Source organism: Pseudomonas sp. GXZC, from assembly GCF_026967615.1.
Classification (GTDB): Bacteria; Pseudomonadota; Gammaproteobacteria; order Pseudomonadales; family Pseudomonadaceae; genus Aquipseudomonas; species Aquipseudomonas azotoformans_A.
In genome coordinates this window covers 5,065,173-5,089,464 of sequence record NZ_CP114115.1, presented here as the reverse complement: position 1 = coordinate 5,089,464, position 24,292 = coordinate 5,065,173, and the positions used below count along the sequence as shown (strand labels likewise).

24 protein-coding genes are annotated in these 24,292 nt (G+C 61.8%); 7 read left to right on the top strand and 17 right to left on the bottom strand.

Annotated features, from left to right (window positions below):
* Window positions 1–26 precede the first annotated feature (26 nt).
* The 3 genes from dsbG to dsbD are packed head-to-tail and all read right to left on the bottom strand — an operon-like array spanning window position 27 to window position 3,337.
* Window positions 27–788 carry a thiol:disulfide interchange protein DsbG gene (dsbG, locus tag OZ428_RS23935; RefSeq protein ID WP_269131537.1) on the bottom strand — a complete coding sequence of 254 codons (762 nt, stop codon included), beginning with the start codon at window positions 786–788 and terminating at the stop codon, window positions 27–29.
* Entirely contained in the window at window positions 764–1,609 is an 846-nt protein-coding gene (locus tag OZ428_RS23930; protein WP_269131536.1) for a TlpA disulfide reductase family protein, read from the bottom strand. The genes dsbG and OZ428_RS23930 overlap by 25 nt, the downstream gene beginning before the upstream one ends.
* A complete protein-coding gene (gene dsbD / locus OZ428_RS23925) occupies window positions 1,610–3,337 on the bottom strand; it encodes a protein-disulfide reductase DsbD (protein WP_269131535.1) in 1,728 nt (575 codons plus the stop codon).
* A gap of 161 nt (window positions 3,338–3,498) precedes the next feature.
* On the opposite strand from dsbD, the gene OZ428_RS23920 reads away from it, so the two are divergent.
* The 5 genes from OZ428_RS23920 (at window position 3,499) to OZ428_RS23900 (ending at window position 8,239) form a co-directional block, all read left to right on the top strand.
* On the top strand, window positions 3,499–4,179 hold the full coding sequence (locus OZ428_RS23920) for a response regulator (protein ID WP_177002962.1): 681 nt from the start codon (window positions 3,499–3,501) through the stop codon (window positions 4,177–4,179).
* Complete coding sequence (locus OZ428_RS23915) at window positions 4,176–5,498, top strand: ATP-binding protein (RefSeq protein ID WP_269131534.1); 1,323 nt, start codon at window positions 4,176–4,178, stop codon at window positions 5,496–5,498. Before OZ428_RS23920 ends, OZ428_RS23915 begins: the two co-directional genes overlap by 4 nt.
* A gap of 124 nt (window positions 5,499–5,622) precedes the next feature.
* Entirely contained in the window at window positions 5,623–6,396 is a 774-nt protein-coding gene (locus tag OZ428_RS23910; protein ID WP_269131533.1) for an N-acetylmuramoyl-L-alanine amidase, read from the top strand.
* Between the two features lie 141 nt (window positions 6,397–6,537).
* The gene (locus OZ428_RS23905; RefSeq protein WP_269131532.1) at window positions 6,538–7,932 is read left to right on the top strand and encodes an aspartate aminotransferase family protein; all 1,395 of its coding nucleotides are present in this window, start codon (window positions 6,538–6,540) and stop codon (window positions 7,930–7,932) included.
* An 82-nt stretch (window positions 7,933–8,014) separates the two neighbouring features.
* A complete protein-coding gene (locus OZ428_RS23900; RefSeq protein ID WP_038841721.1) occupies window positions 8,015–8,239 on the top strand; it encodes an MbtH family protein in 225 nt (74 codons plus the stop codon).
* 183 nt (window positions 8,240–8,422) lie between these two features.
* Here the strand turns inward: OZ428_RS23900 and OZ428_RS23895 are convergent, their stop codons facing one another.
* The 8 genes from OZ428_RS23895 to minC form a co-directional block, all read right to left on the bottom strand.
* A complete protein-coding gene (locus tag OZ428_RS23895) occupies window positions 8,423–9,760 on the bottom strand; it encodes an amidohydrolase (RefSeq protein WP_269131531.1) in 1,338 nt (445 codons plus the stop codon).
* 17 nt (window positions 9,761–9,777) lie between these two features.
* Window positions 9,778–11,943, bottom strand: coding sequence for a mechanosensitive ion channel family protein (locus OZ428_RS23890; protein WP_033900837.1), 2,166 nt, complete (start codon window positions 11,941–11,943; stop codon window positions 9,778–9,780).
* A 52-nt stretch (window positions 11,944–11,995) separates the two neighbouring features.
* Window positions 11,996–12,172 carry a hypothetical protein gene (locus OZ428_RS23885; RefSeq protein ID WP_010208820.1) on the bottom strand — a complete coding sequence of 59 codons (177 nt, stop codon included), beginning with the start codon at window positions 12,170–12,172 and terminating at the stop codon, window positions 11,996–11,998.
* Between the two features lie 100 nt (window positions 12,173–12,272).
* The gene (locus tag OZ428_RS23880; protein WP_025854984.1) at window positions 12,273–13,562 is read right to left on the bottom strand and encodes a M18 family aminopeptidase; all 1,290 of its coding nucleotides are present in this window, start codon (window positions 13,560–13,562) and stop codon (window positions 12,273–12,275) included.
* A gap of 45 nt (window positions 13,563–13,607) precedes the next feature.
* Window positions 13,608–14,243: an RluA family pseudouridine synthase gene (locus OZ428_RS23875; RefSeq protein WP_269131530.1), complete on the bottom strand. Its 636-nt coding sequence runs from the start codon at window positions 14,241–14,243 to the stop codon at window positions 13,608–13,610.
* A 96-nt stretch (window positions 14,244–14,339) separates the two neighbouring features.
* On the bottom strand, window positions 14,340–14,594 hold the full coding sequence (gene minE, locus OZ428_RS23870) for a cell division topological specificity factor MinE (RefSeq protein WP_003175252.1): 255 nt from the start codon (window positions 14,592–14,594) through the stop codon (window positions 14,340–14,342).
* 3 nt (window positions 14,595–14,597) lie between these two features.
* A complete protein-coding gene (minD, locus tag OZ428_RS23865) occupies window positions 14,598–15,410 on the bottom strand; it encodes a septum site-determining protein MinD (protein WP_269131529.1) in 813 nt (270 codons plus the stop codon).
* Between the two features lie 166 nt (window positions 15,411–15,576).
* Entirely contained in the window at window positions 15,577–16,314 is a 738-nt protein-coding gene (gene minC / locus OZ428_RS23860; RefSeq protein ID WP_033900844.1) for a septum site-determining protein MinC, read from the bottom strand.
* Between the two features lie 119 nt (window positions 16,315–16,433).
* On the opposite strand from minC, the gene OZ428_RS23855 reads away from it, so the two are divergent.
* Both OZ428_RS23855 and OZ428_RS23850 read left to right on the top strand, forming a co-directional pair.
* On the top strand, window positions 16,434–17,369 hold the full coding sequence (locus OZ428_RS23855; protein WP_269131528.1) for a lipid A biosynthesis lauroyl acyltransferase: 936 nt from the start codon (window positions 16,434–16,436) through the stop codon (window positions 17,367–17,369).
* A gap of 30 nt (window positions 17,370–17,399) precedes the next feature.
* Complete coding sequence (locus OZ428_RS23850; protein ID WP_178954289.1) at window positions 17,400–18,524, top strand: patatin-like phospholipase family protein; 1,125 nt, start codon at window positions 17,400–17,402, stop codon at window positions 18,522–18,524.
* Window positions 18,525–18,527: 3 nt separating this feature from the next.
* On the opposite strand, the gene OZ428_RS23845 is transcribed toward OZ428_RS23850, so the two are convergent.
* The 6 genes from OZ428_RS23845 to alc form a co-directional block, all read right to left on the bottom strand.
* Entirely contained in the window at window positions 18,528–19,313 is a 786-nt protein-coding gene (locus tag OZ428_RS23845) for an outer membrane protein OmpK (protein WP_028617274.1), read from the bottom strand.
* Window positions 19,314–19,336: 23 nt separating this feature from the next.
* Entirely contained in the window at window positions 19,337–19,705 is a 369-nt protein-coding gene (locus tag OZ428_RS23840) for a hypothetical protein (protein ID WP_156717500.1), read from the bottom strand.
* A 44-nt stretch (window positions 19,706–19,749) separates the two neighbouring features.
* Complete coding sequence (locus OZ428_RS23835) at window positions 19,750–21,096, bottom strand: nucleobase:cation symporter-2 family protein (RefSeq protein ID WP_177078355.1); 1,347 nt, start codon at window positions 21,094–21,096, stop codon at window positions 19,750–19,752.
* A gap of 214 nt (window positions 21,097–21,310) precedes the next feature.
* The gene (locus OZ428_RS23830; protein WP_269131527.1) at window positions 21,311–22,612 is read right to left on the bottom strand and encodes a urate hydroxylase PuuD; all 1,302 of its coding nucleotides are present in this window, start codon (window positions 22,610–22,612) and stop codon (window positions 21,311–21,313) included.
* 51 nt (window positions 22,613–22,663) lie between these two features.
* Window positions 22,664–23,167, bottom strand: coding sequence for an ureidoglycolate lyase (locus tag OZ428_RS23825; RefSeq protein ID WP_016976354.1), 504 nt, complete (start codon window positions 23,165–23,167; stop codon window positions 22,664–22,666).
* Window positions 23,168–23,294: 127 nt separating this feature from the next.
* Window positions 23,295–24,290 carry an allantoicase gene (alc, locus tag OZ428_RS23820; protein WP_269131526.1) on the bottom strand — a complete coding sequence of 332 codons (996 nt, stop codon included), beginning with the start codon at window positions 24,288–24,290 and terminating at the stop codon, window positions 23,295–23,297.
* Window positions 24,291–24,292 lie beyond the last annotated feature (2 nt).

The window sequence follows — 24,292 nt, the reverse complement described above, 5'->3', positions numbered from 1 at the left end:
CCCTTTTCGTAGGGCCGTTGGGTAACTCACTTCGGCCCCATAATCTTCCCCAACTTCTCCGGCGAAGGCGCCCCCTGCTGTTGCTGCAACCCACCCTTGTCATCCAGATAGAAAATCGCCGGCGTCGCGGACAATTCCAGCTCATCCATCAACTTCATGTTGCTATCCAGCTTGGCCTCGATATCGGCCGGGATCTTGTCCAGCGCCTGCAACTTACTGCCTTTGCCGGCGGCTTCATGTTCTTCAAGGGCTTTTTGCGGATCCTTGGCGGCGAACAGCGCAGCGGATTTGCCTGGGCTGTCTTCGCGGATGATGCCAACCATGATGTGGCGCAGCTGCACTTTGCCGGACTTCACCCACGGACGCGCCTGTTCCCAGAACATATTGCAGTAAGGGCAGTTGGGGTCGCTGAACAGGTAGACGATGCGGGGCGCTTTCACGTCGCCGTCCTGGATCCAGCTGCTTTTTTCCATCTTGGCCCAGACTTCCTTGGCCATCGGCGCGTACACCAGTTTTTCCAGCGGCGCGCTGCTCAGGTCGTTGCCTTGGGCGTCGTACAAGTTGCCGGCGATCACGCTTTTGCCGTCGGCGGTCAGGTACAGGGCCATGCCACGGTTCTGGTATTGCGCGGCGTAGCCGGTGAGGCCGCTGGGGGCGTCGAATTTGCCAAGGATCTTGGCGCCCTTGGCCTCGATCTGTTTGATCGGCGCCGGCCAGTCTTCGGCCTGGGCCAGGGTGGCCGCGAGCGTCAGCGGCAGCAGGGTCAGCAGGTGGCGGAGGCGAGGCATGTCGGTTTCCTTTGTGGGGCGGTGTCGAAGGGTTCCATGGCACGGGCCAGGCTGGCTTGGGACAGTTCGCCGAGGTGGCTGTTGATCAGGCGCCCTTCGGCGCTATAGAACAGCGTCGTCGGCAAGGCCATCGAGCCCACGGCTTGGCCGAGGCGGCCGCTGGCGTCGAATAAAACGTTGTCGAGGGTCAGGCCCTGGGTGGCGAGGAAGGTGCTGACGCTCTGCATGCTTTCGGCCTGGTTGACGAACAGGAAGGTCACGTCAGGGCGTTGGTGCTGGGCACGTTCCAGCACCGGCATCTCGCGACGGCACGGCGGGCACCAGGTGGCCCACAGGTTGATCACCAGCGGGCCGCCTTTGTAATCGGTCAGTTGCACCACGTCGCCATTGGCGTTGCGCAGGGTGATGTCCGGCAGCTGCGAGCCTTTGTCGTAGAGGCTCAGGGACAGACTGGTCAGCCCCCAGAACACCAGGCCGGTGACCACCCCGGCAGCCAGCGGCGTGCGCAGGGCCGGGCGGCGCCAGCCGTACAGCAGCGCGCCCAGGATCAGCGCGATCACGCCAGGCCAGGCGAGGAAACCGCCGTCGCGCAGGTCGACCATCTGCAGCGGCGCGTGGCTGTAGTCACTCCAATACATCAGCACAAAGCTGACGCGGGCCACCAGCATGCCCAGCAGGAACAGGCTGAACAGTACCGATTCCGGGTTTTCACCACCACGCTTGGCCACGCGCCAGCCCACCAGGGTGGCGAGAATCAGCGCGCTGATCAGCAGGATGTGATTCAGGGCGATGGCGAAGGTGCCGATGGTCAGGGTCAGCATTCAGAGGGCGTCCCGGGTTTGCGTCCAGCGTTGCAGGAAAGCGGCGGCATCCACTTCGCCGGTGATGCGTTGGGCGCGGCGCTCTTCACCGTCCGGGCCGATCCACACGAAGCTCGGCGGGCCAGGGACTTTGTAGCGGCCGAGCAGCTCGCGGCTGGCGGCGTTGTCGGCGGTGACGTCCAGGCGCAGCAGGCGTACGTCTTTCAGGGCAGCCATCACCTCGGGTTTGCCGAACACCTGTTTTTCCATGATCTTGCACGACACGCACCAGTCGGCGTAGTAGTCCACCAGCACCCACTGGCCTTGGGCCTTGGCGCTGTCGAGCTGACTTTGCAGCACGGCGGGGTCGCTGATGGTCATGAAGGCGTCGTGGGCGTTCGGTGCGGCGGCGATCCGCGAACCGCTGTAGACCTTCAACGGTTGCCACAGGTCATCGCTGCCACCGGCTGCGCCCACTACCAGCACCGCGCCCCACAGGCCGAGCACCAGGGAACCGGCGCCAAACACCTTGGCGGCCAGGCCGTATTCGCGGGCCAGGGTCCAGCCGCAGTAGGCCATCACCAACGCGAGTGCGCCCCACAGGCCGATCCACAGGCTTTCATCGACCACTGGGCGAATCATCAGCACGGCGGTGCCGAGGAACAGGAAGCCGAAGACGCCCTTGAGTACGTTCATCCAGGTGCCCGGCTTGGGCAGGAAGCGATTGCCCACGGTCACCAGCAGCAACAGCGGAATGCCGATGCCAATGCCCATGGCGAACAGGATCAGGCCGCCGTGCAAGGCGTTGCCGCTCTGGGCGATATACAACAGCGCGCCGGCCAGGGGTGCGGTCATGCACGGGCCCACCAGCAGGCCGGACAGTGCGCCGAGAACTCCCGCACCGACCAGGCTGCCGCCGCTTTGCTGGCGGCTGACATTGTCCAGGCGATCACGCAGGAAGGCCGGCAGTTGCAGTTCAAAGAAGCCGAACATCGGCAGGGCAAGAATCACGAACAGGGCGGCGAAGCTGCCGAGAATCCACGGCGTTTGCAGCCAGGCGGCAAGGTTGCCACCCAGCAAGGCCGCCAGCACGCCGAGCGCGGCATACACCAGCGCCATGCATACGACGTAGCTGCTGGCCAGGGCAAACCCGCGCCGCGGGCTTGCGCCGCTGCCGACCACCAGGCCGGCGAGAATCGGCAGCATCGGCAACGAGCATGGGGCAAAGGCCAACAGCAGTCCCAAGCCAAAGAATATCAGCAGGCTCCAACCCAGGCTGCGTTGTTGCAGGCCACTGGCCAGGCTCTGATCCTGGGCTTCGGCGGTCGCGGCAACGGCCGGGTTGCCCCCCAGGTCCACGGTGATCGACTGCGGCGGATAGCACAGGCCCGCATCGGCGCAGCCCTGCCAGCCCAACTTGACCTGGCCGGTGGCGCCGACCGGGATTTTCACTTCCAGGCCCTGGCGATACACCTCCTGGTCGCCGAAGAATTCATCGCTATGGGCCTCGCCTTGCGGCAACGCGGGCTTTTCGGCCAGGCCATCGAATTTCATGCGCTGCTTGTACAGGTAGTAACCGTCGGCAATCTGCCAATACAGCTGGGTCTCGCCACTTTCAAGACGTTCGGAGGTAAAGGTGAAGGCTTTGCCCACCGGGAGGAAATCGGGTTTGGTCTCAAACGGGTTGCCCGGCGCGGCCTGGGCAAACCCCGCGAACAACACCAGCAGAAAGGTAAACAGATGCCGCATGGTCAAGCCTTAGTTCGATGCAAGTAGGCACACAATGTGTGGCGTTGATTAACCGATGATTAACCGAGGCTATTCTAGATTGAGTGTGGGGGGGTTAGCGGCATAATCTGCAGTTAATCCGCCGCACTTTTAATCACCCCATCTTTCATGAAGGGTTCACCATGCACGTACTGGTCTGTGAAGACGACGAACTGATCGCCAGCGGCATCGTGGCTGGCCTGACCGCCCAGGGTTTTACCGTGGAGCGCGTGGCCTCGGCCAGCGCCGCGCGCGCCATGCTCAGGGCCGCCACGTTCGACATCATGGTGCTCGACCTCGGCCTGCCGGACGAAGACGGCCTCAAGCTGTTGCAGCAACAGCGCAGCCAGGGCCTGGAAATTCCGGTACTGATCCTCACCGCGCGCGATTCGGTAACCAACCGCGTCGACGGCCTGCAAGCCGGCGCCGATGACTACCTGCTCAAACCCTTCGACCTGCGCGAACTCGCCGCCCGCCTGCAAACCCTGCTGCGTCGCGTGGCGGGGCGCAGCGTCAACCTGATCGAACATGGCCGCCTGGCCTACGACCCCAGCAGCCGCGAAACCTTCCTGGGCGGCGAGCCGGTGGATCTGTCGCGCCGCGAGCAGGCGCTGTTGCAGGCCCTGTTGCATAACAAAGGCCGGGTGCTGTCCAGCGAACAGCTCAAGGACAGCGTCTACGGCTTCAATGACGAATTGGAAAGCAACGCCCTCAACGTGCATATCCACCACCTGCGGCGCAAATTGGGCAACGGCATCGTCGAGACCGTGCGCGGCCTGGGCTATCGCCTGGGCCCGGCGGACGGGGGCGAGGACGCATCGTGAAAAGCCTGCGCCTGCGCCTGACGTTCAAGCTGGGCGCCGCTTTTGTGTTGATCTGGGCGCTGGCGGCCGCCTGGATGCTCAACGACCTGCGTAACCAGATGATGTTCTCTCTCGACCAACGCCTGGTGGCGTCGGCGCGCATGGTGGCGGGGCTGACCGAGCAGATGCCGGGCCTGGCCAGTGTGAGCGGCGGTGCGCATTTCCATGGGGCACAACTGAATGTGCCAGGGGGTATGGCGTGTCAGGTCAGTTCCTTGCGTGGCGAAGTGCTGGCGCGCAGTCATGCCACGCCGGATGAAGGCCTGGAGTCGCGCCAGAGTGGCTTTCGTGACCAGGTGATTGATGGCGTGAATTGGCGCAGTTTCACCCTGTCCCGTGGTGACCTGTTGATCACCACCGCCGACCGTCAGGTGGAGCGTGAGGCGTTGAACCTGTCGATCCTGCTGGCTGCTTCGGTGCCGGTCGGCGTGGCAATGCTTGGCTGCCTGTGCCTGCTGTGGTTGGGCATCGGCCAGAGCCTGCTGCCGCTCAACCGCATGCGTGACGCCCTGATGCGGCGCAGTGCCGATTCCCTGGAACCTTTGCAGATCCACCCGTTGCCCAGCGAGCTCAAGCCGCTGCTCGACACCCAGAACCAACTGTTGCAACGTATCGCCAAGACCATCGAGCGCGAACGCCGCCTCACCGGCGACGCCGCCCACGAACTGCGCAGCCCGCTGACGGCGATCAAGACCCACCTGCAAGTGGCGCGTATGACCGACGGCGCAGCCCGCGACCAATCCCTGGCCCACGCCGAGGAGGGCGCCGACCGCCTGCATCGCACCCTGGAGCAATTGCTGCTGCTGGCGCGGGTGGAGGGCAACCTGTCATTTGACGATGGCATGCACTCCAGTGCCGAGGACGTGGCACGGCTGGCCATCCAGGATGCCAATGCCGGCGATAACGCGCGTATCGACCTGATCCTGCCGGACAGTCTGTCCGCTACCCCGGTGGAAATGCCGGTGGGCCTGGCGGTCGCAGCCCTGCGCAATCTGCTGGACAACGCCCTGCGCCATACGCCTGCGGACACACGGGTGGAACTGCGCGTATTGATCGAGGCGGATAACGTGGTGTTCCGCGTGCGTGACCACGGCCAGCAGATTTCGCCGGAGGACCTGCAGTACCTGACCCAACGCTTCTGGCGCAATGGCAGCAGCGAAGGCTGCGGCCTGGGCCTGGCGATTGTGCAAGCAATCGTGCAGCGCTGCTCCTGCTCGCTGAAGTTCGACAGCCAGCCGGATGGCCTGCGCGTCGACCTGGGCATGCCGCTGCGGCGCTGATCACTTTTCTTTCAAGTGCCACATAGTTACCGCCCTCCTGAGGATCAAGCCTTCAGGATGGCGGTAATTTTTTTGCGCTTGAACGGGCTGAACGACTCGGCCTGTATTGAAAAGGACGGTTCTTATGTTGGTCATCGATACAAGCTTCCCTGCCAAAGGTTTCAACGAACGCAACGGCGAGCCCGTGCGGCAGGTGATCCTGCATTACACCGCGGCACCTTTTGGCTCCTCCCTGCGCACCCTGACCCAGGATGGCGTGAGTGCGCACTACCTGCTGCCCGACCCCGGCGACCCCAGCTACCGCGCCGCAGGCTACGAAGAGTTGCGGGTGTTCCGGTTGGTGGAAGAGGACAAGCGCGCCTGGCATGCCGGGGTGAGCCATTGGGCGGGGCGCGACAACCTCAACAGCCGCTCGGTTGGCATCGAGATCGTCAACCTGGCACTGGATGACGGCGGTGTGTTCACCTTTCCCGCCTACGGTGAGGAACAAGTCGAGGTGTTGATTGCCCTGGTGCGCGACATTCTCGGACGTTATCCACAGATTGGGCCTACCGACATTCTCGGGCATTCGGACGTGGCGTTCAGCCGCAAGAGCGATCCAGGGCCGCAACTGCCGTGGCGGCGCTTGTATGACGCCGGAGTAGGGGCCTGGTTTGATGAGCCGTCCCAGACGATGTATCAACGCCGCTTCTGCCTGGGGCTGCCGTCGGAAGTCGAGGTGGAGCGGGCGTTTCAACGCTACGGGTATGCGCCGGCGAAGAATCGGCAGGGGTTTGAACAGCGCACGCGAGCGTTTCAGATGCACTTTCGTCCACGGGATTATCGTGGGTTTCTGGATGCTGAAACCTGCGCGATTCTTTATGCGTTGAATGAAAAGTACCAGGGGCTGTGCGGTTGACGGTTTTTCGCGACCGGAGGAGTAAATCCTCCTGACGCTGGTGCGTTTCCAGAACAGGAAATCCGTGCGCATGCCCCTTGGGCCAGACGCCAGCGGATCGGCAGTTTGGTCACCATCATCAGCGTATTGAGGGATCGAGAAATGTCAGTCGCCACCAGCCGTATCGAAGACGCCCCGGTGCATGAAACACTTTACCAGTTCGACGAAACCCCGCTGCTCGCCCGCCAGCGCCAGCAGGAATCCAACGCCCGCAGCTACCCGCGACGCATTCCCCTGGCGCTCAAACGCGCCAAGGGCCTCTATGTGGAAGACGTGGAAGGCCGCCGTTTCATTGACTGCCTGGCCGGTGCGGGCACCTTGGCGCTCGGGCATAACCACCCGGTGGTGATCGAGGCGATCCAGCAAGTGCTGGCCGACGAATTGCCCCTGCACACCCTGGACCTGACGACACCGGTCAAGGATCAGTTCGTACAGGACCTGTTCGGTCTGTTGCCGCCTGCGTTGGCGCGGGAAGCGAAAATCCAGTTCTGCGGCCCTACTGGCACGGATGCGGTGGAAGCTGCATTGAAGTTGGTACGCACCGCCACCGGGCGCAGCACCGTACTGTCTTTCCAGGGCGGCTACCACGGCATGAGCCAGGGCGCGTTGAGCCTGATGGGCAGCCTGGGGCCGAAAAAACCTTTGGGAGCCTTGCTCGGCAATGGCGTGCAGTTTTTGCCGTACCCCTACGACTACCGTTGCCCGTTCGGCCTGGGCGGCGCCGAAGGGGTGCGGGTCAACCTGCATTACCTGGAAAACCTGCTGAACGATCCCGAAGCAGGCGTGCTATTGCCGGCGGCGGTGATCGTCGAAGTGGTGCAGGGCGAGGGCGGTGTGATCCCAGCGGACCTCGACTGGCTGCGCGGCCTGCGCCGTATCACCGAGCAGGCGGGCGTGGCGTTGATCGTTGATGAAATTCAGAGCGGTTTCGGTCGCACCGGCAAGATGTTTGCGTTCGAACACGCCGGCATCATTCCGGATGTGGTGGTGATGTCCAAGGCCATCGGCGGCAGCTTGCCGTTGGCGGTGGTGGTGTATCGCAACTGGCTCGACACCTGGCTGCCGGGCGCCCACGCCGGGACCTTCCGGGGTAACCAGATGGCGATGGCGGCAGGCTCGGCGGTGATGCGCTACCTCAAGGATCACGACCTGGCCGGTCACGCTGCGGCCATGGGCGAACGCCTGGGCGAACACCTGCGCATCCTGCAACGCGACTTTCCACAGCTGGGCGATATTCGCGGTCGTGGGCTGATGCTGGGTGTGGAACTGGTAGACCCGAATGGCCCACTAGACATCCAGGGCCATCCACCCGTGCACCGCCAACTGGCGCCACTGGTGCAGCGTGAATGCCTCAAGCGCGGCTTGATCCTGGAACTCGGTGGCCGGCACGGCAGCGTGGTGCGTTTCCTGCCGCCGCTGGTAATTACTGCGGCTGAAGTCGACCAGGTGGCGGACATCTTCGGGCGCGCGTTGGCGGCGGCGGTCGCCAGCCTCTAATTTTTTGCACCCTTGGTACGTTTCTACAGATATCAGTGCTGCGCGCGGTGCGCAGCCAGTCTTTCAGCGATGGAGAACAGCAATGACCTCAGTATTTGACCGCGACGACATCCTGTTTCAGGTAGTGGTCAACCACGAAGAACAGTATTCCATCTGGCCCGACTACAAGGCAGTGCCAGAAGGCTGGCGCACCGTGGGCAAGAGCGGCCTGAAGAAAGAATGCCTGGCCTACATCGAAGAAGTCTGGACGGATATGCGTCCGTTGAGCTTGCGCCAGAAGATGGATGGGGCTGCGCTCGCGGGCTGAGACGGGTGGGCTTACTGTGGTGAGCGGGCTTCTGTGGTGAGCGAGCTTGCTCGCGCTGGAGTGCGAAGCGCTCCCGGCTTTTTAGGGGCTGCTGCGCAGCCCAGCGCGGGGCAAGCCCGCTCACCACAGGTCAAGCCCGCTCATCACGCCAACCCTGCCCACCACAGAAAACCATCTCGGCGATTAGTTGGTGTATAGGTAATCCGTCGCCAACGACGCCAACGTCCTCACTCCCACCACCAACGCCGACTCATCCACAAAGAACCCCGGATTGTGGTTCGGCGCCGCCTTGCTCATGTCCTGATCCCTTGGCGTCACGCCCAGGAACACAAACAGTCCCGGTGCCTCCTTGGCATAAAACGAGAAGTCCTCGGCACCGCCCACCAACGGACCCTGCACCACGTCATCCTGGGCCGCCCAGCGCAGGCTCGGCAACATCTTCTCGGTCAGCGCCGGGTTGTTGATGGTGGGATCGTACTTCTCGATGATGGTGACTTCGGCCTTGGCGCCACCACTTTCAGCGATTTTCTCCACGGTCTGGCGCACGTCCGCGTGCAGCTTCTGGCGGATGCCATAGTCGTAGGAGCGAATGGTGCCGGTCATGTCCACCGACTCCGGAATGATGTTGTAGCGCGTGCCGCCATTGATGGTGCCAATGCTCACCACCGACGGGAATGACGAGATATCGGTGCGGCGGCTGACCACGGTCTGCAGGCCGACAATGGTCTGCGCGCCCACGGTGATCGGGTCGATGCCGTCCCAAGGGCGACCGGCGTGGGTCTGCTTGCCGAGGATCTTGATGCGCAAATCGTCCGAGCTGGCCAGGGTCGGTCCCGGACGGTAGGCAATCTGGCCGGCGGGCACACCGGCCCACACGTGCAGGCCGAACACCGCGTCCGGCTTGGGCGCCTTCATCACGCCTTCCTGCACCATCATTTTGGCACCCCAGGTGTTTTTGCCGTCGGGGATGAAATCGCTCGGGCCTTCCTCGGCCGGTTGGAAGTAGAACACCACGGTGCCCGGCAAGCGTTCGCGCATGCCGGTCAGGATTTTCGCGGTGCTCAGTAGGATAGCGACGTGGGCGTCGTGGCCGCAGGCGTGCATCACGTCGACTTCCTTGCCCAGGTAGGTGCCTTTGGCGTTGGAGGCGAAGGGCAGGTCGGCGACTTCCTTCACCGGCAGCGCATCCATGTCTGCGCGCAGGGCGACGGTGGGGCCGGGCAGGGCGCCTTTCAGAACAGCAACAACGCCCGTACGGGCGACGCCGGTTTTTACCTCAAGGCCCAGGTCGCGCAATTGTTTCGCGACCAGCTCGGCGGTGCGGGTTTCGGTGTTGCCCAGTTCCGGGTGGGCATGGATGTCGCGTCGGGTTTCCAGCAGCGCCGGCTCAAGGGCTTTTGCCTGCGCGGCAATTTCCTCCCGGGCGCTGTCCTGGCCGCTGCTGGCGGCTATCACGGCACTGCTGGCGACCCCGCACAACATGCCAAAAATCCACGGGTGTGTCAGACCGGTTAAACGCATAAGGACCTCTCCTGAGTTTATTGTTGTTGATCTTTCTCCTGCACAGTGCCAGCGGTTACCACCTGCACGCTCAGGCGCGGCGTGGCCAGGTCCAGCCCGGCCTCGTCCAGATGGCGCTTGAGGGACAGGTTGAACGCCCGCGACACTTCCCACTGCTTGATCGGCGCGGTCTTGAAGCGTGCGCGCAGAATCGCGCTGCCCGACTCGAAACTCTCCACGCCTTGAATCTCCAGCGGCGACCAGATATTGCGGCGCTGCAGCGGGTCGTTGCGCATCTTCTGGCCGACATCGCGCATCAGCTTGATGGCGTCGTCGATCTCCATGTTGTAGGGGATCGCCACACGGAAGATCGCGTAGCCGAACTCCCGCGAGTAGTTCTTGATGCTCTTGATCTCGCTGAACGGGATGGTGTGCACGATGCCGTCGATGTCGCGCAGGCGCACGGTACGGATGGTCAGGCCTTCGACGGTGCCGAGGTGACCGCCGACATCCACGTAGTCATCGATGGCCAGGGAGTCTTCGATGATGATGAACAGGCCGGTGATCAAGTCCGCCACCAGTGACTGCGCGCCGAAACCGATGGCCAGGCCGATCACACCCGCACCCGCCAACAGCGGCGTGACGTTCATGCCCATGTTCGCCAGGGCAACGATGGCGGCGATGATGAAGATGGTCACGAACAGCACGTTGCGGATCAGCGGCATCATGGTCTGCGCGCGGGCGTTGGCCAGGCCTTTGCGCGAGCGGGTGAGCGCGTGATGGATCGCGGTGTCGCTGAGAATCCAGATCAACCAGGCAAACAGCAGGGTCCCGGCCAGGCCGAACAGCTTGACGCTGACTTCATGGCCATCGCCTTCGGTAAAGCGGATCAGCGACAGGCCCCACACCCGCAAGCCCAGCTCGATAAACACCAGCCACACCACCAAATGAGCCAGGGTGTAGACGAAGCTTTTCAGGCGCTCGGAGTACAGCGCATGGCGTTTGTGCCCACGTTGCGGCTTGAGGGCGTGACGCCGTACCAGGCCGTTGATCACCATGCACAGCACCAGCAGCACCGTGCACAGCAGCGATTGGCGCAGTGCTGTGCTGGTATCGCCCGCCGAGACGAAGGTAGCGAATAGCGAAATACCCACCAACAGCAGCGCGGGGATGTACCAGAAGGAACCGATGATTTCGATGGTGTCGCTGAGCGCACGGCGTGTGAGGCGGCGCGACAGTGGCTGATTGCGGATCAGGTGGGCGATGGGGCGGCGGAAGCGCAGGATGAACACGCCAGTGGACAACGCCGCCATCACATTGGCGATGGTCGCGGCGGTATGTGACAAGTGCTGCCCCAGTGCTGCGACCAGCCGCGGGTCGCTCAAGGCTTCACCGAAGGCGGCAAAGCTGCCGATCCACCACAGCGGGCGGAACGCCTGGTGACGCAGGATGTACAACGCGCGATGGCGATGCGGGCCGTCGAGCACGGAAAACGCAATCACGCAGATCGCCGAGAAACAGGTGCCCACCACCAGCGCGTAGGCCAACACCATCGCCAAGGATTTGCCCAGGGACGACGGCAGGGCATAACTCAGGTACACCGTGATCACCAAAGCAATCAGCCATGGGCCGAGTTTACGCAGGGCAAAACGCACCATGTCCCAGGTACGCGGATGTTGCGGCAGTTCTTCGGGCAGGCCGAAGCGTTCGCGCACGCGGTGGCTGAGCCAGATCAGCGCGGCGGCGAGCAGGCTCCACACGGCAAGGATCAGGGCAAAACCGAAAATGATCGGCAACCATTCGTTGGCCGGCAGTATCAGTGCACTGAGTTCTTCCTTGGCCTGGTCGATTTCATTGGACCAGCGCCCCAGGGGGCTATCGGCCCCCGAAAACTGTGCTTCCAGGTTGGCCAGGGTGCCGCCGATCAACCCCAGCACGCCTTCTTCGGCGGCCGGCTGGGCTTTTTTCGTGGCTTCACGGAGCTTTTTCAGGTCGCTCAGCAATTGGGTGCGTTGCTGGTCGTTTTCCAGGGTCTTGATCACCTCGTCCAACGACTGCCCCAGCGGCACTTCGGCCTGGGGCTGGGTCTTGTTGGTGTTGCCGAGCAGGCCGGGCAAGCCCACGGCATGGGCAGGCGTCAGCGGCAGCAGCGTCAGCAGGGCGATCAAGCAATAGCAGGGCAGGGCAAACAGGCGGGAAAGCACGAGGCGGTCAACCTTGGAAACGACGAGTTGACCGAGTGTACGAGCGCAATCGTCATTCAGCCAGTTTTGCGAGGATCTTGTACACCACAGTGCCCAGGATCAGCAGCATGCCGATCCACATGCCAAACACACCGAGGGGTTTGTCACGGAAGTTGAAGCCCACGGCGAGCATGATCATGCCGATCAGGATCGGGATCAGCATGGCGTGGAAGGAGGACATGGAGATCATGGTGCGACGGCCTTGTCGGAGTGGGAATACTGACAAGTCTAGGTCGGATTGCAGGAAGTGGGGTTGATGTGTATCAGAAACACATCAACCCCATGCCACATCAGGGCAAGTCGTGACTCGCGTAGAACGCGCCCAACACCTTCACCAGATGCGCCAAATCATGGCTGCCGCACAGCTCGCGAATGGAGTGCATGGCAAACGTCGGCAAGCCGATGTCCACGGTGCGCACGCCCAGGTGGCTGGCGGTGATCGGGCCGATGGTGGAGCCGCAGCCCATGTCGCTGCGCACCACGAAGCTCTGTACCGGTACTTCCTGGGCCATGCACAGGTGGCGGAAGAACCCGGCGGTTTCGCTGTTGGTGGCGTAGCGCTGGTTGCTGTTGACCTTGATCACCGGGCCTGCGTTGAGCTTGGGGCCGTGGTTGGCGTCATGCTTCTCGGCGTAGTTGGGGTGCACGCCGTGGGCGTTGTCCGCAGACACGAGCAGGGATTTCTGAATGGTGCGTACGAATTCATCCCCTTCCGGCAACAAGCGGCGCAGGGTCTGTTCCAGCATCGGGCCATCGGCACCGCACGCCGAGCAGGAGCCGACTTCTTCGTGGTCGTTGCACACCAGCACGCAGGTCTCTTCGCTGTCGCTGGTGAGCAAGGCTTGCAGGCCGGCGTAGCACGACAGCAGGTTGTCCAGGCGCGCGCCGGCGATGAAGTCGCCGTTCAGGCCGATGACCGCGGCGCTTTGGGTGTCGTAGAAGCTCAGCTCGTAGTCGAGCACCACATCGGCGTTCAAGCCATGTTCCCGTGCCAGCTGCTCGGTGAGCACGGCGCGGAAGTCCACGCGCTCGTCACCGGCAAATTGCGCGAGGATCGGCGGCAGCTCGGTCTGGGCATTGATCGCCCACCCTTGGTTGGCTTCACGGTTCAGGTGAATGGCCAGGTTGGGGATGATAGCGATGGGCAGCTTGAAGTCGATCAGTTGGCTTTCGACCTTGCCGTCGCGGCGGAAGGTCACGCGGCCGGCCAGGGACAGGTCGCGGTCGAACCACGGTGCCAGCAGTGCGCCGCCGTAGACTTCCACGCCCAGTTGCCAGAAACCCTGGCGTTGCAGCTCAGGTTGGGGCTTGACCCGCAGGCACGGGCTGTCGGTATGGGCGCCGACCAGACGGATACCACCCTGCAGCGGCGAATGGCGGCCGAGCTTGAAGGCGATGATCGACGAATCGTTGCGGGTCACGTAATAGCGACCGTTGGCCTCGGTGGTCCAGGTCTCGCGCTCGTCGAGACGCTGGTAACCGGCCGCTTCCAGGCGCTGGGCCAGGGCGGCAGTGGCATGAAAAGGAGTAGGGGAGGCCTTGAGGAAGTCGATCAGGCCTTGATTCAACGCTTCGCGCATAAATAGCTCCAGACAGCAGTGCCGCGAGTTTACCGTATTTATTCTTCAGAACGGCGCAGGGCACTCGAAACGCAAACGCTCGCCGCTTTGCGGATGGGTGAAGCTCAGCATGCTTGCATGCAGGCACAGGCGCGGCCAGGCAGCCAGGGCTTGCTCATGGGCATACAGGCCATCACCCAGCAAGGGGTGGCCGATGGAAAGCATGTGCACGCGCAGCTGATGCGAACGCCCGGTAATCGGCGTCAGCTCCACGCGGCACCAATCCCCACAACGCTCCAGCACCTTCCAGAAGGTCAGCGCGTGCTTGCCGAATTCGTGGTCCACCGCATGCCGTGGCTTGGTCGGCGGGTCGTAGCGCAGGGGCAGGTCGATGCTGCCGCTGTCCAGTTCCGGTTGGCCCCAGGCCAGGGCGGTGTAGGCCTTTTCGGTTTCACGGTCGTGAAACTGGCGGGACAGTTCGCGGTGGGTGTCGGCGTCACGGGCCAGCAGGATGATGCCTGAGGTTTCCCAGTCCAGGCGATGCACGATGCGGGCTTCGGGGTAGCCGTTTTCCTGCAGGCGGGTGATCAGGCAGTCCTTGTTGTCATCGGCGCGGCCAGGCACCGAGAGCAGCAGGGTGGGCTTGTTCACCACCAGGACGGCGTCGTCCTGATGCAGGATATGAATGTTGGACAGCGGCATTAAACAGCCTCGTAACAAACGCCAACGGCGGCTCGCCCACCCGGCCCCCAAAAAGGGATCAGGGTGAACGAGCCGCCGTGGCGGCCGCCTGTTCGATCAACGATCAGGCAGGGTGATATTGAGTTCCAGAATCGAGCAGCTGCCGTCATTTTCCAGGGCGACATGCACGTCATCGTTGCCGATATTGACGTACTTGCGGATTACCTCGACCAGTTCCTTCTGCAAGGCTGGCAGGTAGTCCGGTGTACTGCGTTGGCCGCGTTCGTGCGCCACGATGATCTGTAGACGCTCTTTCGCTACCGACGCGGTACTTGGCTTTTTGTTGGCGCGAAAGAAGTCGAGAAATTTCATTGTTTAGTTGCCTCCAAAGATACGCTCGAAGAATCCCTTCTTCTTGACATCGAGGAAGCGGTGTTCCACGGTCTTGCCCAGCAAACGATCGACGGCATCGCTGTACGCCTGGCCGGCGTCGCTCTGGTCGTCAAGAATCACCGGAACACCCTGGTTGGAGGCCTTCAGGACCGCCTGGGATTCTGGAATCACGCCCAGCAGGGTCACTGCGAGGATTTCCTTCACGTCTTCAACACCGAGCATTTCGCCATTGCTGACGCGCTCAGGGTTGTAACGGGTGAGCAGCAAATGCTCCTTGATCGGGTCCTGGCCTTCTTCGGCGCGCTTGGATTTGCTGGCCAGCAGGCCCAGCATGCGATCCGAGTCACGGACGGAGGAGACTTCCGGGTTGGTCACGACGATGGCTTCATCCGCGAAGTACATGGCCAGGTGAGCACCGGTTTCGATACCGGCCGGCGAATCGCAGACCACGTATTCGAAGGTTTCCTTCAGCTCGGCCAGGACTTTGCGCACGCCTTCTTTGGTCAGCGCGTCTTTGTCACGGGTCTGGCTGGCGGCCAGCACGTACAGGTTCTCAAGGCGCTTGTCCTTGATCAGGGCCTGTTGCAGGTTGGCTTCACCATTGACCACGTTGACGAAGTCATACACCACGCGGCGTTCGCAGCCCATGATCAGGTCGAGGTTACGCAAGCCGACGTCGAAGTCGACAATAACTGTCTTGTGGCCGCGCAGAGCGAGACCGGTACCGATAGCGGCGCTGGTGGTGGTCTTACCCACACCACCCTTGCCGGATGTAACCACGAGAATCTTGGCCAAGGTGTTTCACCCCTAAGGAAGAAGGACGTTTCGGTCCCTGAAAAACATCTCTTGGAACTCGCTGCAGGCGGACAGCCTTGTAGGAAAAAATAATTCCTACATAAGTAATGCCGGTTTCGCTGTGCTATCAGAGTCTAGAGATGCTTGGAAAATGCGGCAGTATCCGTTAAAGACGGATGATGTTCAACACATCGCCCGACAGGTTGACCTGCACCGAAGCCCCCCACAGCGGATCACGGCGCAAATCTTCTGAAACCTTGTACTGGCCTGCGATGGACACTAGCTCAGCGGTCAACTGCTGGCAAAAAATACGGGCCTTGGTATCACCCTTGATGCCGGCGAGGGCACGTCCGCGCATCGGGCCGTATACATGGATGTTGCCATCGGCGAGAAGTTCCGCCCCTGGGCTGACCGAGGAGATCACTACCAGGTCGCCGCCCTGGGCGTAAATCTGTTGCCCGCCGCGTACGGGCGAGGTGATGATCTTTGTAGGCTTGATCGCAGGCTCCGGTGGTTTTTCCGGTTTTTTCTTCTCTTCACCGACCAATGGTTCAAGTGGACGCTCGCGCGCACCGGATGGTGGCAGTACTGGCAGTTCAATAGCGATCGCTGCAGCAATGTCTTCGATACGGCTGGCGCGAATCGCCAGGGTGCGCAGGCCATGGGAGCGGCATACGCGCATCAGGCCGGGCAGGTCGATGCTGCCCTGGCCGGCGGGCAATTTGTCCAGGGCCAGCACCAGCGGGGCATTGTTGAAAAAGTTGGGGGCCAGGGCGACCTTGGCGGCGAGCTGGCGGTCCAGGGCGTCGAGGTCGTTACGGGCAAGTTCCAGCACGGTGATGGCGAGCATGCTGCCTTTCAGCTGGAACACGGGATCTTGGTCTAGCGGTTCGGTTTGGCTCATGGTCGGCAAAAGCGGCTTGTCACGAAAAGTGTCGAGACTTATAACGAGAACACTCACCCGCCGCAAGCCGAGTCGAACCGTTGTAGAATGCGCGGCCCTTGTCTTTACCGGAATCTGTAATGGATCGCCCGCGTTTTCGAGCTGTATTTTTTCACCCGCGTTTCTGGCTGTTATGGCTGGGGCTCGGCCTGTTGTGGCTGGTCACCCAGCTGCCGTACCGCGCGCTGCTGACCATTGGTCGCCTGCTGGGTGCCGGCATGTACCGCGTGGCCGGCGAACGTCGCCGCATTGCCGCGCGCAACCTGGAACTGTGCTTCCCGGAAAAATCCGCCAAAGAGCGCAAGCAACTGCTCAAGGAAAACTTTGCCTCCACCGGCATCGCCTTCTTTGAAATGGCCATGAGCTGGTGGTGGTCGCGCCAGCGCCTGGCGCGCCTGGCCCACGTCGAAGGCCTGGAACACCTTAAGCAGGCCCAACTGGATGGCAAGGGCGTGATCCTCATGGCCCTGCACTTCACCACCCTGGAAATCGGCGCCGCGCTGTTGGGGCAGAAGCACACCATTGATGGCATGTACCGTGAGCACGGCAACCCGCTGTTCGACTACATCCAGCGCCGTGGCCGCGAGCGCCACAACCTCGATTCCCTGGCCGTGGAGCGTGAAGACGTGCGCGGCATGCTCAAGCTGCTGCGCGCCGGTCGCGCGATCTGGTACGCACCGGACCAGGACTATGGCGCCAAGCAAAGCCTCTTCGTGCCACTGTTCGGCATCCAGGCCGCCACCGTGCCGGCCACCAGCAAGTTCGCCAAGCTGGGCAAGGCGTTGGTGGTGCCGTTCACTCAACAACGCCTGGCCGATGGCAGCGGTTACCGGCTGGTGATCCACCCGCCGCTCACCGACTTTCCCGGCGAGAGCGATGAAGCCGACTGCTTGCGCATCAACCAGTGGGTCGAAGCCTCGGTGCGTGAATGCCCGGAGCAATACCTGTGGACCCATCGCCGCTTCAAGAGCCGGCCACCGGGTGAGCCTAAGTTGTACGAAAAACGCCGTCGATAAGACAGACATTTCCCCACATGGAGTGACGCAATGCGCCCAGCTGAACCGGTTACAGGCTTGATTCTTTCCGGCGGCGGGGCGCGAGCGGCGTATCAGGTGGGGGTGTTGGCGGCGATTGCCGAGCTGTTGCCGCCGGGGGCGCCGAATCCGTTTCCGGTGATTGTCGGCACCTCGGCCGGTGCGATCAATGCGGTGAGCCTGGCCAGTGGCGCCACGGACTTCAGGGCCGCGATCCAACGCCTGACCGCCTTCTGGCAGGGCTTTCGCAGCCACTTGGTGCTGCGCAGTGATTGGCCGGGGGTGATTCGCCAGGCGAGCCGCTTCTTTATTCACAGCCTGCTCGGTCTTGGCGCGCAGGTGCCGGTGGCGCTGCTCAACAGCACGCCGCTGAAGGCGCTGCTCAAAGACAAACTGCACCTGGCCGGCATCGACGAAGCCATCCGCAACAAACATCTGCACGCGGTGGCGGTGACGGCCTTTGGTTACGAGTCCGGCCAGGCAGTGACCTTCTATCAGGGCGGTGGCACCATCGACGCCTGGTTGCGCCATCGCCGTATCGGCATGCCCACCCAATTGACGGTTGAACACCTGCTGGCCAGCTCCGCGATTCCCTTGCTGTTCGCCCCGGTCAAACTCGACCAGGAATATTTCGGCGACGGCGCCGTGCGGCAGTCGGCGCCGATCAGTCCGGCGTTGCACCTGGGCGCCAGCCGTGTGCTGGTGGTCGGCGTCAGCGGCAACCCGCGCGGCAATGAACCGGCGACGCAACGTACCTTTACCGGCCAGGAGCCGACGTTGGCACAGATTGGCGGGCACATGCTCAACAGCACGTTCATTGACAGCCTGGAAAGCGATATCGAGTTGCTGGAGCGCTTGAATCAGTTCAGCCATGCCGCGCCTGGCGTGGCGGCGGTAGAAGTGCTGGTGATTGCGCCCAGCCAGCCGATCGACGAAATCGCAGCGCGGCACCGTCAGGAATTGCCCGCGGCATTGCGCTTGTTCTTGCGAGGGCCGGGGGCGACCAAGACAAGTGGGGCGGGGGTCTTGAGTTACTTGCTGTTCGAGGCGGGGTATTGCAGCGAGTTGATCGAGTTGGGGCGCCGCGACGCGTTGGCCAAGCGCGAGGAATTGTCGAAATTCCTCGGCCTGGCCTGACGGTCAGAAGTGATACTTGACCAGGAAGCTCGCGGTGTCCTGGTTAGTCTTGAACGCGCCCGAATCTTCGATCCCGTACTTGTTCTTCCAGTAGTCGTATTCGAAGCCGACATACAACTGCTTGTCGCCCCAATGCAGCGCTTTACCCAGGTCATATTTGACCTGTGGGTTGAAGTGCAGGTTGGCGTGGTAAGTGCCACGGGCGTTCTTGTCGTTGTCCGTGACCCAGTCCATGAAGCCGTCGATCAACACGTCGGAGTTGCCCACGGGGATGGTGTAGGACCAGACCGGGGTGATCTGCCAGACGCCGTCACCCGGACGATTGCCTTCGGTCTGGCGCTGGTAGAAGTTCAACTGGAAGTAGTCGAAGCCGGGAATGTTCAGGTCAAAGCCTGGGCCGAGCAAGTACGACTCGTTATCGCCTTCGCCAAACTCATAAGTGAATGCCAGCAGCACGTCTTTGATCGGGCCGAACGACAGGTCTTTATCAAAGATCTTTCCGAACGACAGGCGCGGGCTTATTTCACCGTAATAAGTACTGGGGCCGACGTTGCCGTCTTCCTTGCCGTTGTAAAAGATGCGGTCGACAAAGATAAAGTTGTCGCCGTACTTCCAGGCATCGGCATGTTCGAACGTGACGGTTTGTTGGATCTGCGGGTTGACGGTAAAGCTCTTGCCCCACAGGTAAGTCAGGCTGTTGTTCTGCCACTGCAACAGGTCACCGGCCACGGCTTGGCCACCGGCCAGCAGGGATCCCGCCAGCATCAGGCCTTTGAACATAGGTTTCATTCGGTTGCTCCCGAGTTAAAGTTTTATGGTTTTTCTTCTACGCAGGCGCTCTGGTGTGGCGCCTTTTGGTTCGCTGCAAAAATCGTCTGTTCGGTCAGCTTTAGTGCTTTTAGCAAGAGCTGCGCCAAGGTGTTTAAAAAGCCAAAAAATCCCCGTCGGCTGCATCGGATGCAGTCGAATTCAGAGGACGTTTGCGCACTTTGGCCGCAGACATAAGGCCGGGATAAGTTGGCCTTGCAGTCAGCTTTTACATTCGCTGTTTTTTTTTGAGTCGATTCGAGCGGGCGCGGAGAATACTGGCTCTTATGCCGTGGCTCAAGTGCGCTGTTAAAGAGCGCGTGGGGCGAGAATGGGGCACGGCTTGTGGCCGGCCCCAGGTGAAGGGTGTGCATGTGGTTATTCCCGTTTCGTTATTGTTTTTGTTTGAACGAAGGAATCAATGCGTATGAGCGACTTCAGGGCGTTCAGCGCCACCCAGGATGTTGAACAGGATATTCAGCGACAACGCGCTGAGTGTGGCCATGGCGATGCCACTGTGGGTAATCGGGCTCATCCACAGCGGTAGCTGCGCGAAGAACTCCGGGCGCACCACGGGGATCAGGCCCATGCCGATACTCACTGCCACCAGCAACTGGTTGCGACGGTCGGCGATGTCGGCTTCCTGCAGGATCTTGATCCCGGTCGCCGCCACCATGCCGAACATGGCGATGGCCGCGCCGCCCAGCACCGCCGGTGGTATCGACGCCACCAGGTAGGCAGCCTTGGGCAACAGGCTCAGCACAATCAGGAAGACCCCGGCCATGATCGTCACCGAGCGGCAGCGCACACCGGTCATCTGCACCAGGCCGATGTTCTGGGCGAACGAGGAGTGGGTGAAGGTGTTGAAAAAACCGGCAAAGAACGACGCGCCGGCATCACACAGCAGGCCACGGCGCAGCATCTTTGGCGTGACATCCTGGCCGGTGATCTTGCCCAAGGCGAGGAACATTCCGGTGGACTCGACAAAGATGATCACCACCACCAGGCACATCGACAAGATCGGCGCCAACTCGAACTTGGGCATGCCGAAGTGCAGCGGCGTCACCACCTGCACCCACGGCGCCACTGCCAGACCACTGAGGTCGACCATGCCGAGCGCACCGCACAAGGCGTAGCCCAGGCCCATGCCGATCAGCACCGAGATATTCACCCAGAAGCCGCGCATGAAGCGGTTGATCAGCAGGATGGTGGCGAGTACCAGTGCGGCAATCGCCAGGTAGATCGGTGAGCCGAACGTGGCAGCAGCACTGCCGCCTCCTGCCCAGTTCACGGCCACCGGAAACAGCGACAGGCCAATCGCGGTGATCACCGTGCCGGTCACCAGTGGCGGGAAAAAGCGCACGACCTTGGACATGAAGGGTGCGATTAGCATGCCGAAGAATCCGGCGGCGATGGTCGCACCGAAGATTCCCTGCAAGCCGATGCCCGGCATGCCGGCCATCGCGACCATGCTGCCGACGGCGGCGAAGCTGGCGCCCATCATCACTGGCATGCGAATGCCCACTGGGCCGATGCCGAACGACTGCACCATGGTGGCGATACCGGCCACCAGCAGATCGGCGTTGATCAGGAATGCGATTTCTTCACGGCTCAAGCCGGCGGCTTGGCCAATGATCAGGGGCACGGCGACGGCGCCGCCGTACATCAGCAAGACGTGTTGCAGGCCTACCAGAATCAGTTGCAAGAGGGGCAGCCGCACCATGGCGGGCGCGGCAGGAATCTGCGGTTCGGCTAACTCGGTCATGCAACACCTCGGATCTTTTTTATTTTTGTGTTGTTTGGAACGCAATCTTCAAAACACTGCACTTCCACAGGTGGAAGGGGGCTTCTGTGGCGAGGGAGCTTGCTCCCGTCGGGGTGCGAAGCGCCCCCAAAAAGTCGAGGACTGCTGCGCAGTCAACGGGAGCAAGCTCCCTCGCCACAAAAGCTGCTCCCACATTTGGATCTGCATCAATCAGTTAATTAGTACGGGCTCCTTGGTTGATCCAGGTGCCGATCAAATCCCGTTCCTGCTGGGTCATCTGGGTGATGTTGCCCAACGGCATGATCTGGCTCGCCACGGCCTGCGCTTGAATACGTGCGGCCTGTTGCTGGATCTGTGCCGGTGTATCAAACATCACTCCAGCCGGTGCGGTGCTGAACAGCGGGCTGGTGGGCTTGGCCGAATGGCACACGGTGCAACGCTGCTCGATCACGCTGTGCACCTGGCCGAAATCCGTGGTGGCCTGGGCCGGTGCCGGTTCAGCCGCAGTAGCGGCGGGTGCGGCAGGCGCAGCAGGTTTCAAGCCACCGCCCAACGCCGTTTCCGGCAATGGCTGATACTCGATGGCGGCCGGCGCCTTGGCGACTTCTGGCGAAGTCGACACCGGTTTTGGCCCGGTCACATACGCCAGGCAAATCATCGCCAACGCGCCCACCGGCAAGGTCCACGCATACTTCTGGCTGTTGTGACGGGTGTTGAAATAATGCCGTACCAACACCGCCGCCACCGCGATACCGGCCAGGATCAGCCAGTTGTATTGGCTGCCGTAGGTGCTCGGGAAGTGGTTGCTGATCATGATGAACAGCACCGGCAAGGTGAAGTAGTTGTTGTGACGCGAACGCAGCAAGCCCTTGGCCGGCAGTGCCGGGTCCGGCGTGCGGTTCTCCGCGATTGCCGCCACCAACGCACGTTGCGCCGGCATGATGATGCGGAACACGTTACCCACCATGATAGTGCCGATCACCGCACCCACGTGCAGGTAGGCGCCACGGCCACTGAACACTTTGCTGAAGCCGTACGCGGCGGCAATCAACAGCACGAACAGGATGAAACCGAGCAGGGCAGGGCGCTTGCCCAGGGCCGAGTCGCAGAGGAAGGAGTAGATGAACCAGCCGGCGAACAGTGAGCCAATGCCCAGCAACACGCCTTCCGGACCACTGAGGCTGCTGCCCGGAGCCAGCAGGTACAAGGTCGGGTTCCAGTAGAACACCACGCACAGCAGCGCAATACCCGACATCCAGGTGAAATAGGCTTCCCATTTGAACCAGTGCAGGTTGTCCGGCATGGTCGGCGGGGCCAGTTTGTATTTTTCCAGGTGGTAGATACCGCCACCGTGGATCGCCCACAAGTCACCGGCCAGGCCGCTCTTGGGGTTGACGCGATTGAGGTTGTTTTCCAGCCAGACGAAGTAGAAAGAAGCGCCGATCCACGCGACGCCCGTGATCATGTGAACCCAGCGCACGCTCAGGTTCAGCCATTCCATCAAATGTGCTTCCACAGTCTTTACCTCTCGCCTGTCACCCTTGTTGTCGGGTGATCAGACCTTCTCTTATTGGTGGGGGGCGAGGATCAAACGCTCATCCTCTTTGAAAAAATGCTCATCGCAGTTATTGCCTGTGCCACTGCGATCAACCACCAGGAAGTCATCCCGCTTTTCGATCGTCAGCACCGGGTGGTGCCAGACGCCGCGATGGTAATTAATGCCCTGCCTGCCGTTGGTGACGAAGGCGCGGACCAAGCCCGATACAGGTTCATCGCCAAGTGGCGCGACCACGATCAGAAAGGGGTTGCCGAGCAGCGGTATGAAAGCCTGGCTGCCCAGCGGGTGTCGTTCCAGCATGCACACGGTCAGCGGCATGTCCTGCGCGTCGGCGCGGAAGATGCTGATGATGGCGTTGTCCTCAGGCTTGGCGGTTTCCACCGTGGCCAGTTTGTGGAAGCGCATGGTCGACCCGTTGTTGATCATGAAGTGATCGCTGCCATCGGTTTCGATAACGTCTCCGAAAGGGGCGAAGGCTTCTTTGGTCAGGGGTTCGATCACGAGTGTGCGCATGGCTGTCTTCTTATCCGAGTGTTGTGTTGTTTGTTCTGCCGCCATCGCAGGCAAGCCAGCTCCCACACTTGAATGTATTCACAAATCAAACTGTGGGAGCGGGCTTGCCCGCGATTGGGTTCACCGCTTACTTGGCGACCTTGCCCAGGACCCGCAGGCGGCTCACACCGCCATCCGGGAACACATTCAAGCGGATGTGGGTAATCGGGCCCAGTGCCTTGATCTGCTCGGCGAAGGTGTGTTCAGCGTGCATTTCCAGCTTCTGCGCTGGCAGCAGTTCGCGCCAGAACAGCGATTGGGTTTCGATCTGGCTGTCGGTGCCGCCTTTCACGAAAGCGCCCTGGATCGAGCAGGTGTCCGGGTAGTTGCCCTTGAAGTGCAGGGTGTCGACGATGATTTTCTCGATCTCGCCCGTATGGCCCAGGGCGACAATCACCCAGTCATTGCCTGGTGTACGACGACGCGCGGTTTCCCAGCCGTCGCCCATGTTGATGCCACGGCCTGGGTTGAGGATGTTGCTCATGCGGCCGAAGTGTTCATCGGAGCAGGCCAGGGCGCGACCACCGTTGAGTGCAGCAGCGAGGTCGACCTGTTCGTTGTCGCCCACCGAGGACCAGTCGCGGAACGGCACGCCGTACACACGCAGACGGGCCACGCCGCCATCCGGGTAGATGTTGAAACGCAGGTGGCTGAATGCCTGGTCGTTGTTGATCTCGTGGTAGTGGTGGCTGTTGCCTTGCAGCTCGACGGCCGACAGCACTTCCACCCACTGGGTGTTGTCATCCGGCTCGCCCGAAGCTAGGAAGCAGGCTTCCAGGGAGGCCGACGGCGGGAAGTTGCCGGTGAAGAATGAAGTGTCGATGTCCACGCCTTTGATGCTGCCCGGCACACCCAGGCGGATCACAGCGCTGTCGTAACCTTCGAAGCGCTTGCGGCGCGACTCCCAGCCGTCCATCCACTTGCCGTTGTCATCGAAAACGCCCTCCTTCCACACGGCCGGGGTCGGCTGGAACAGGCGGTTGGCGTCGGCGAACCAGTCATCGGTGACGGAAATGATCTTGGTGCCCAGGCGGGCGTCGGCCAGGTTGACGAACTTTTCGAAAGGTACGGCGTAAGCTTTCATTC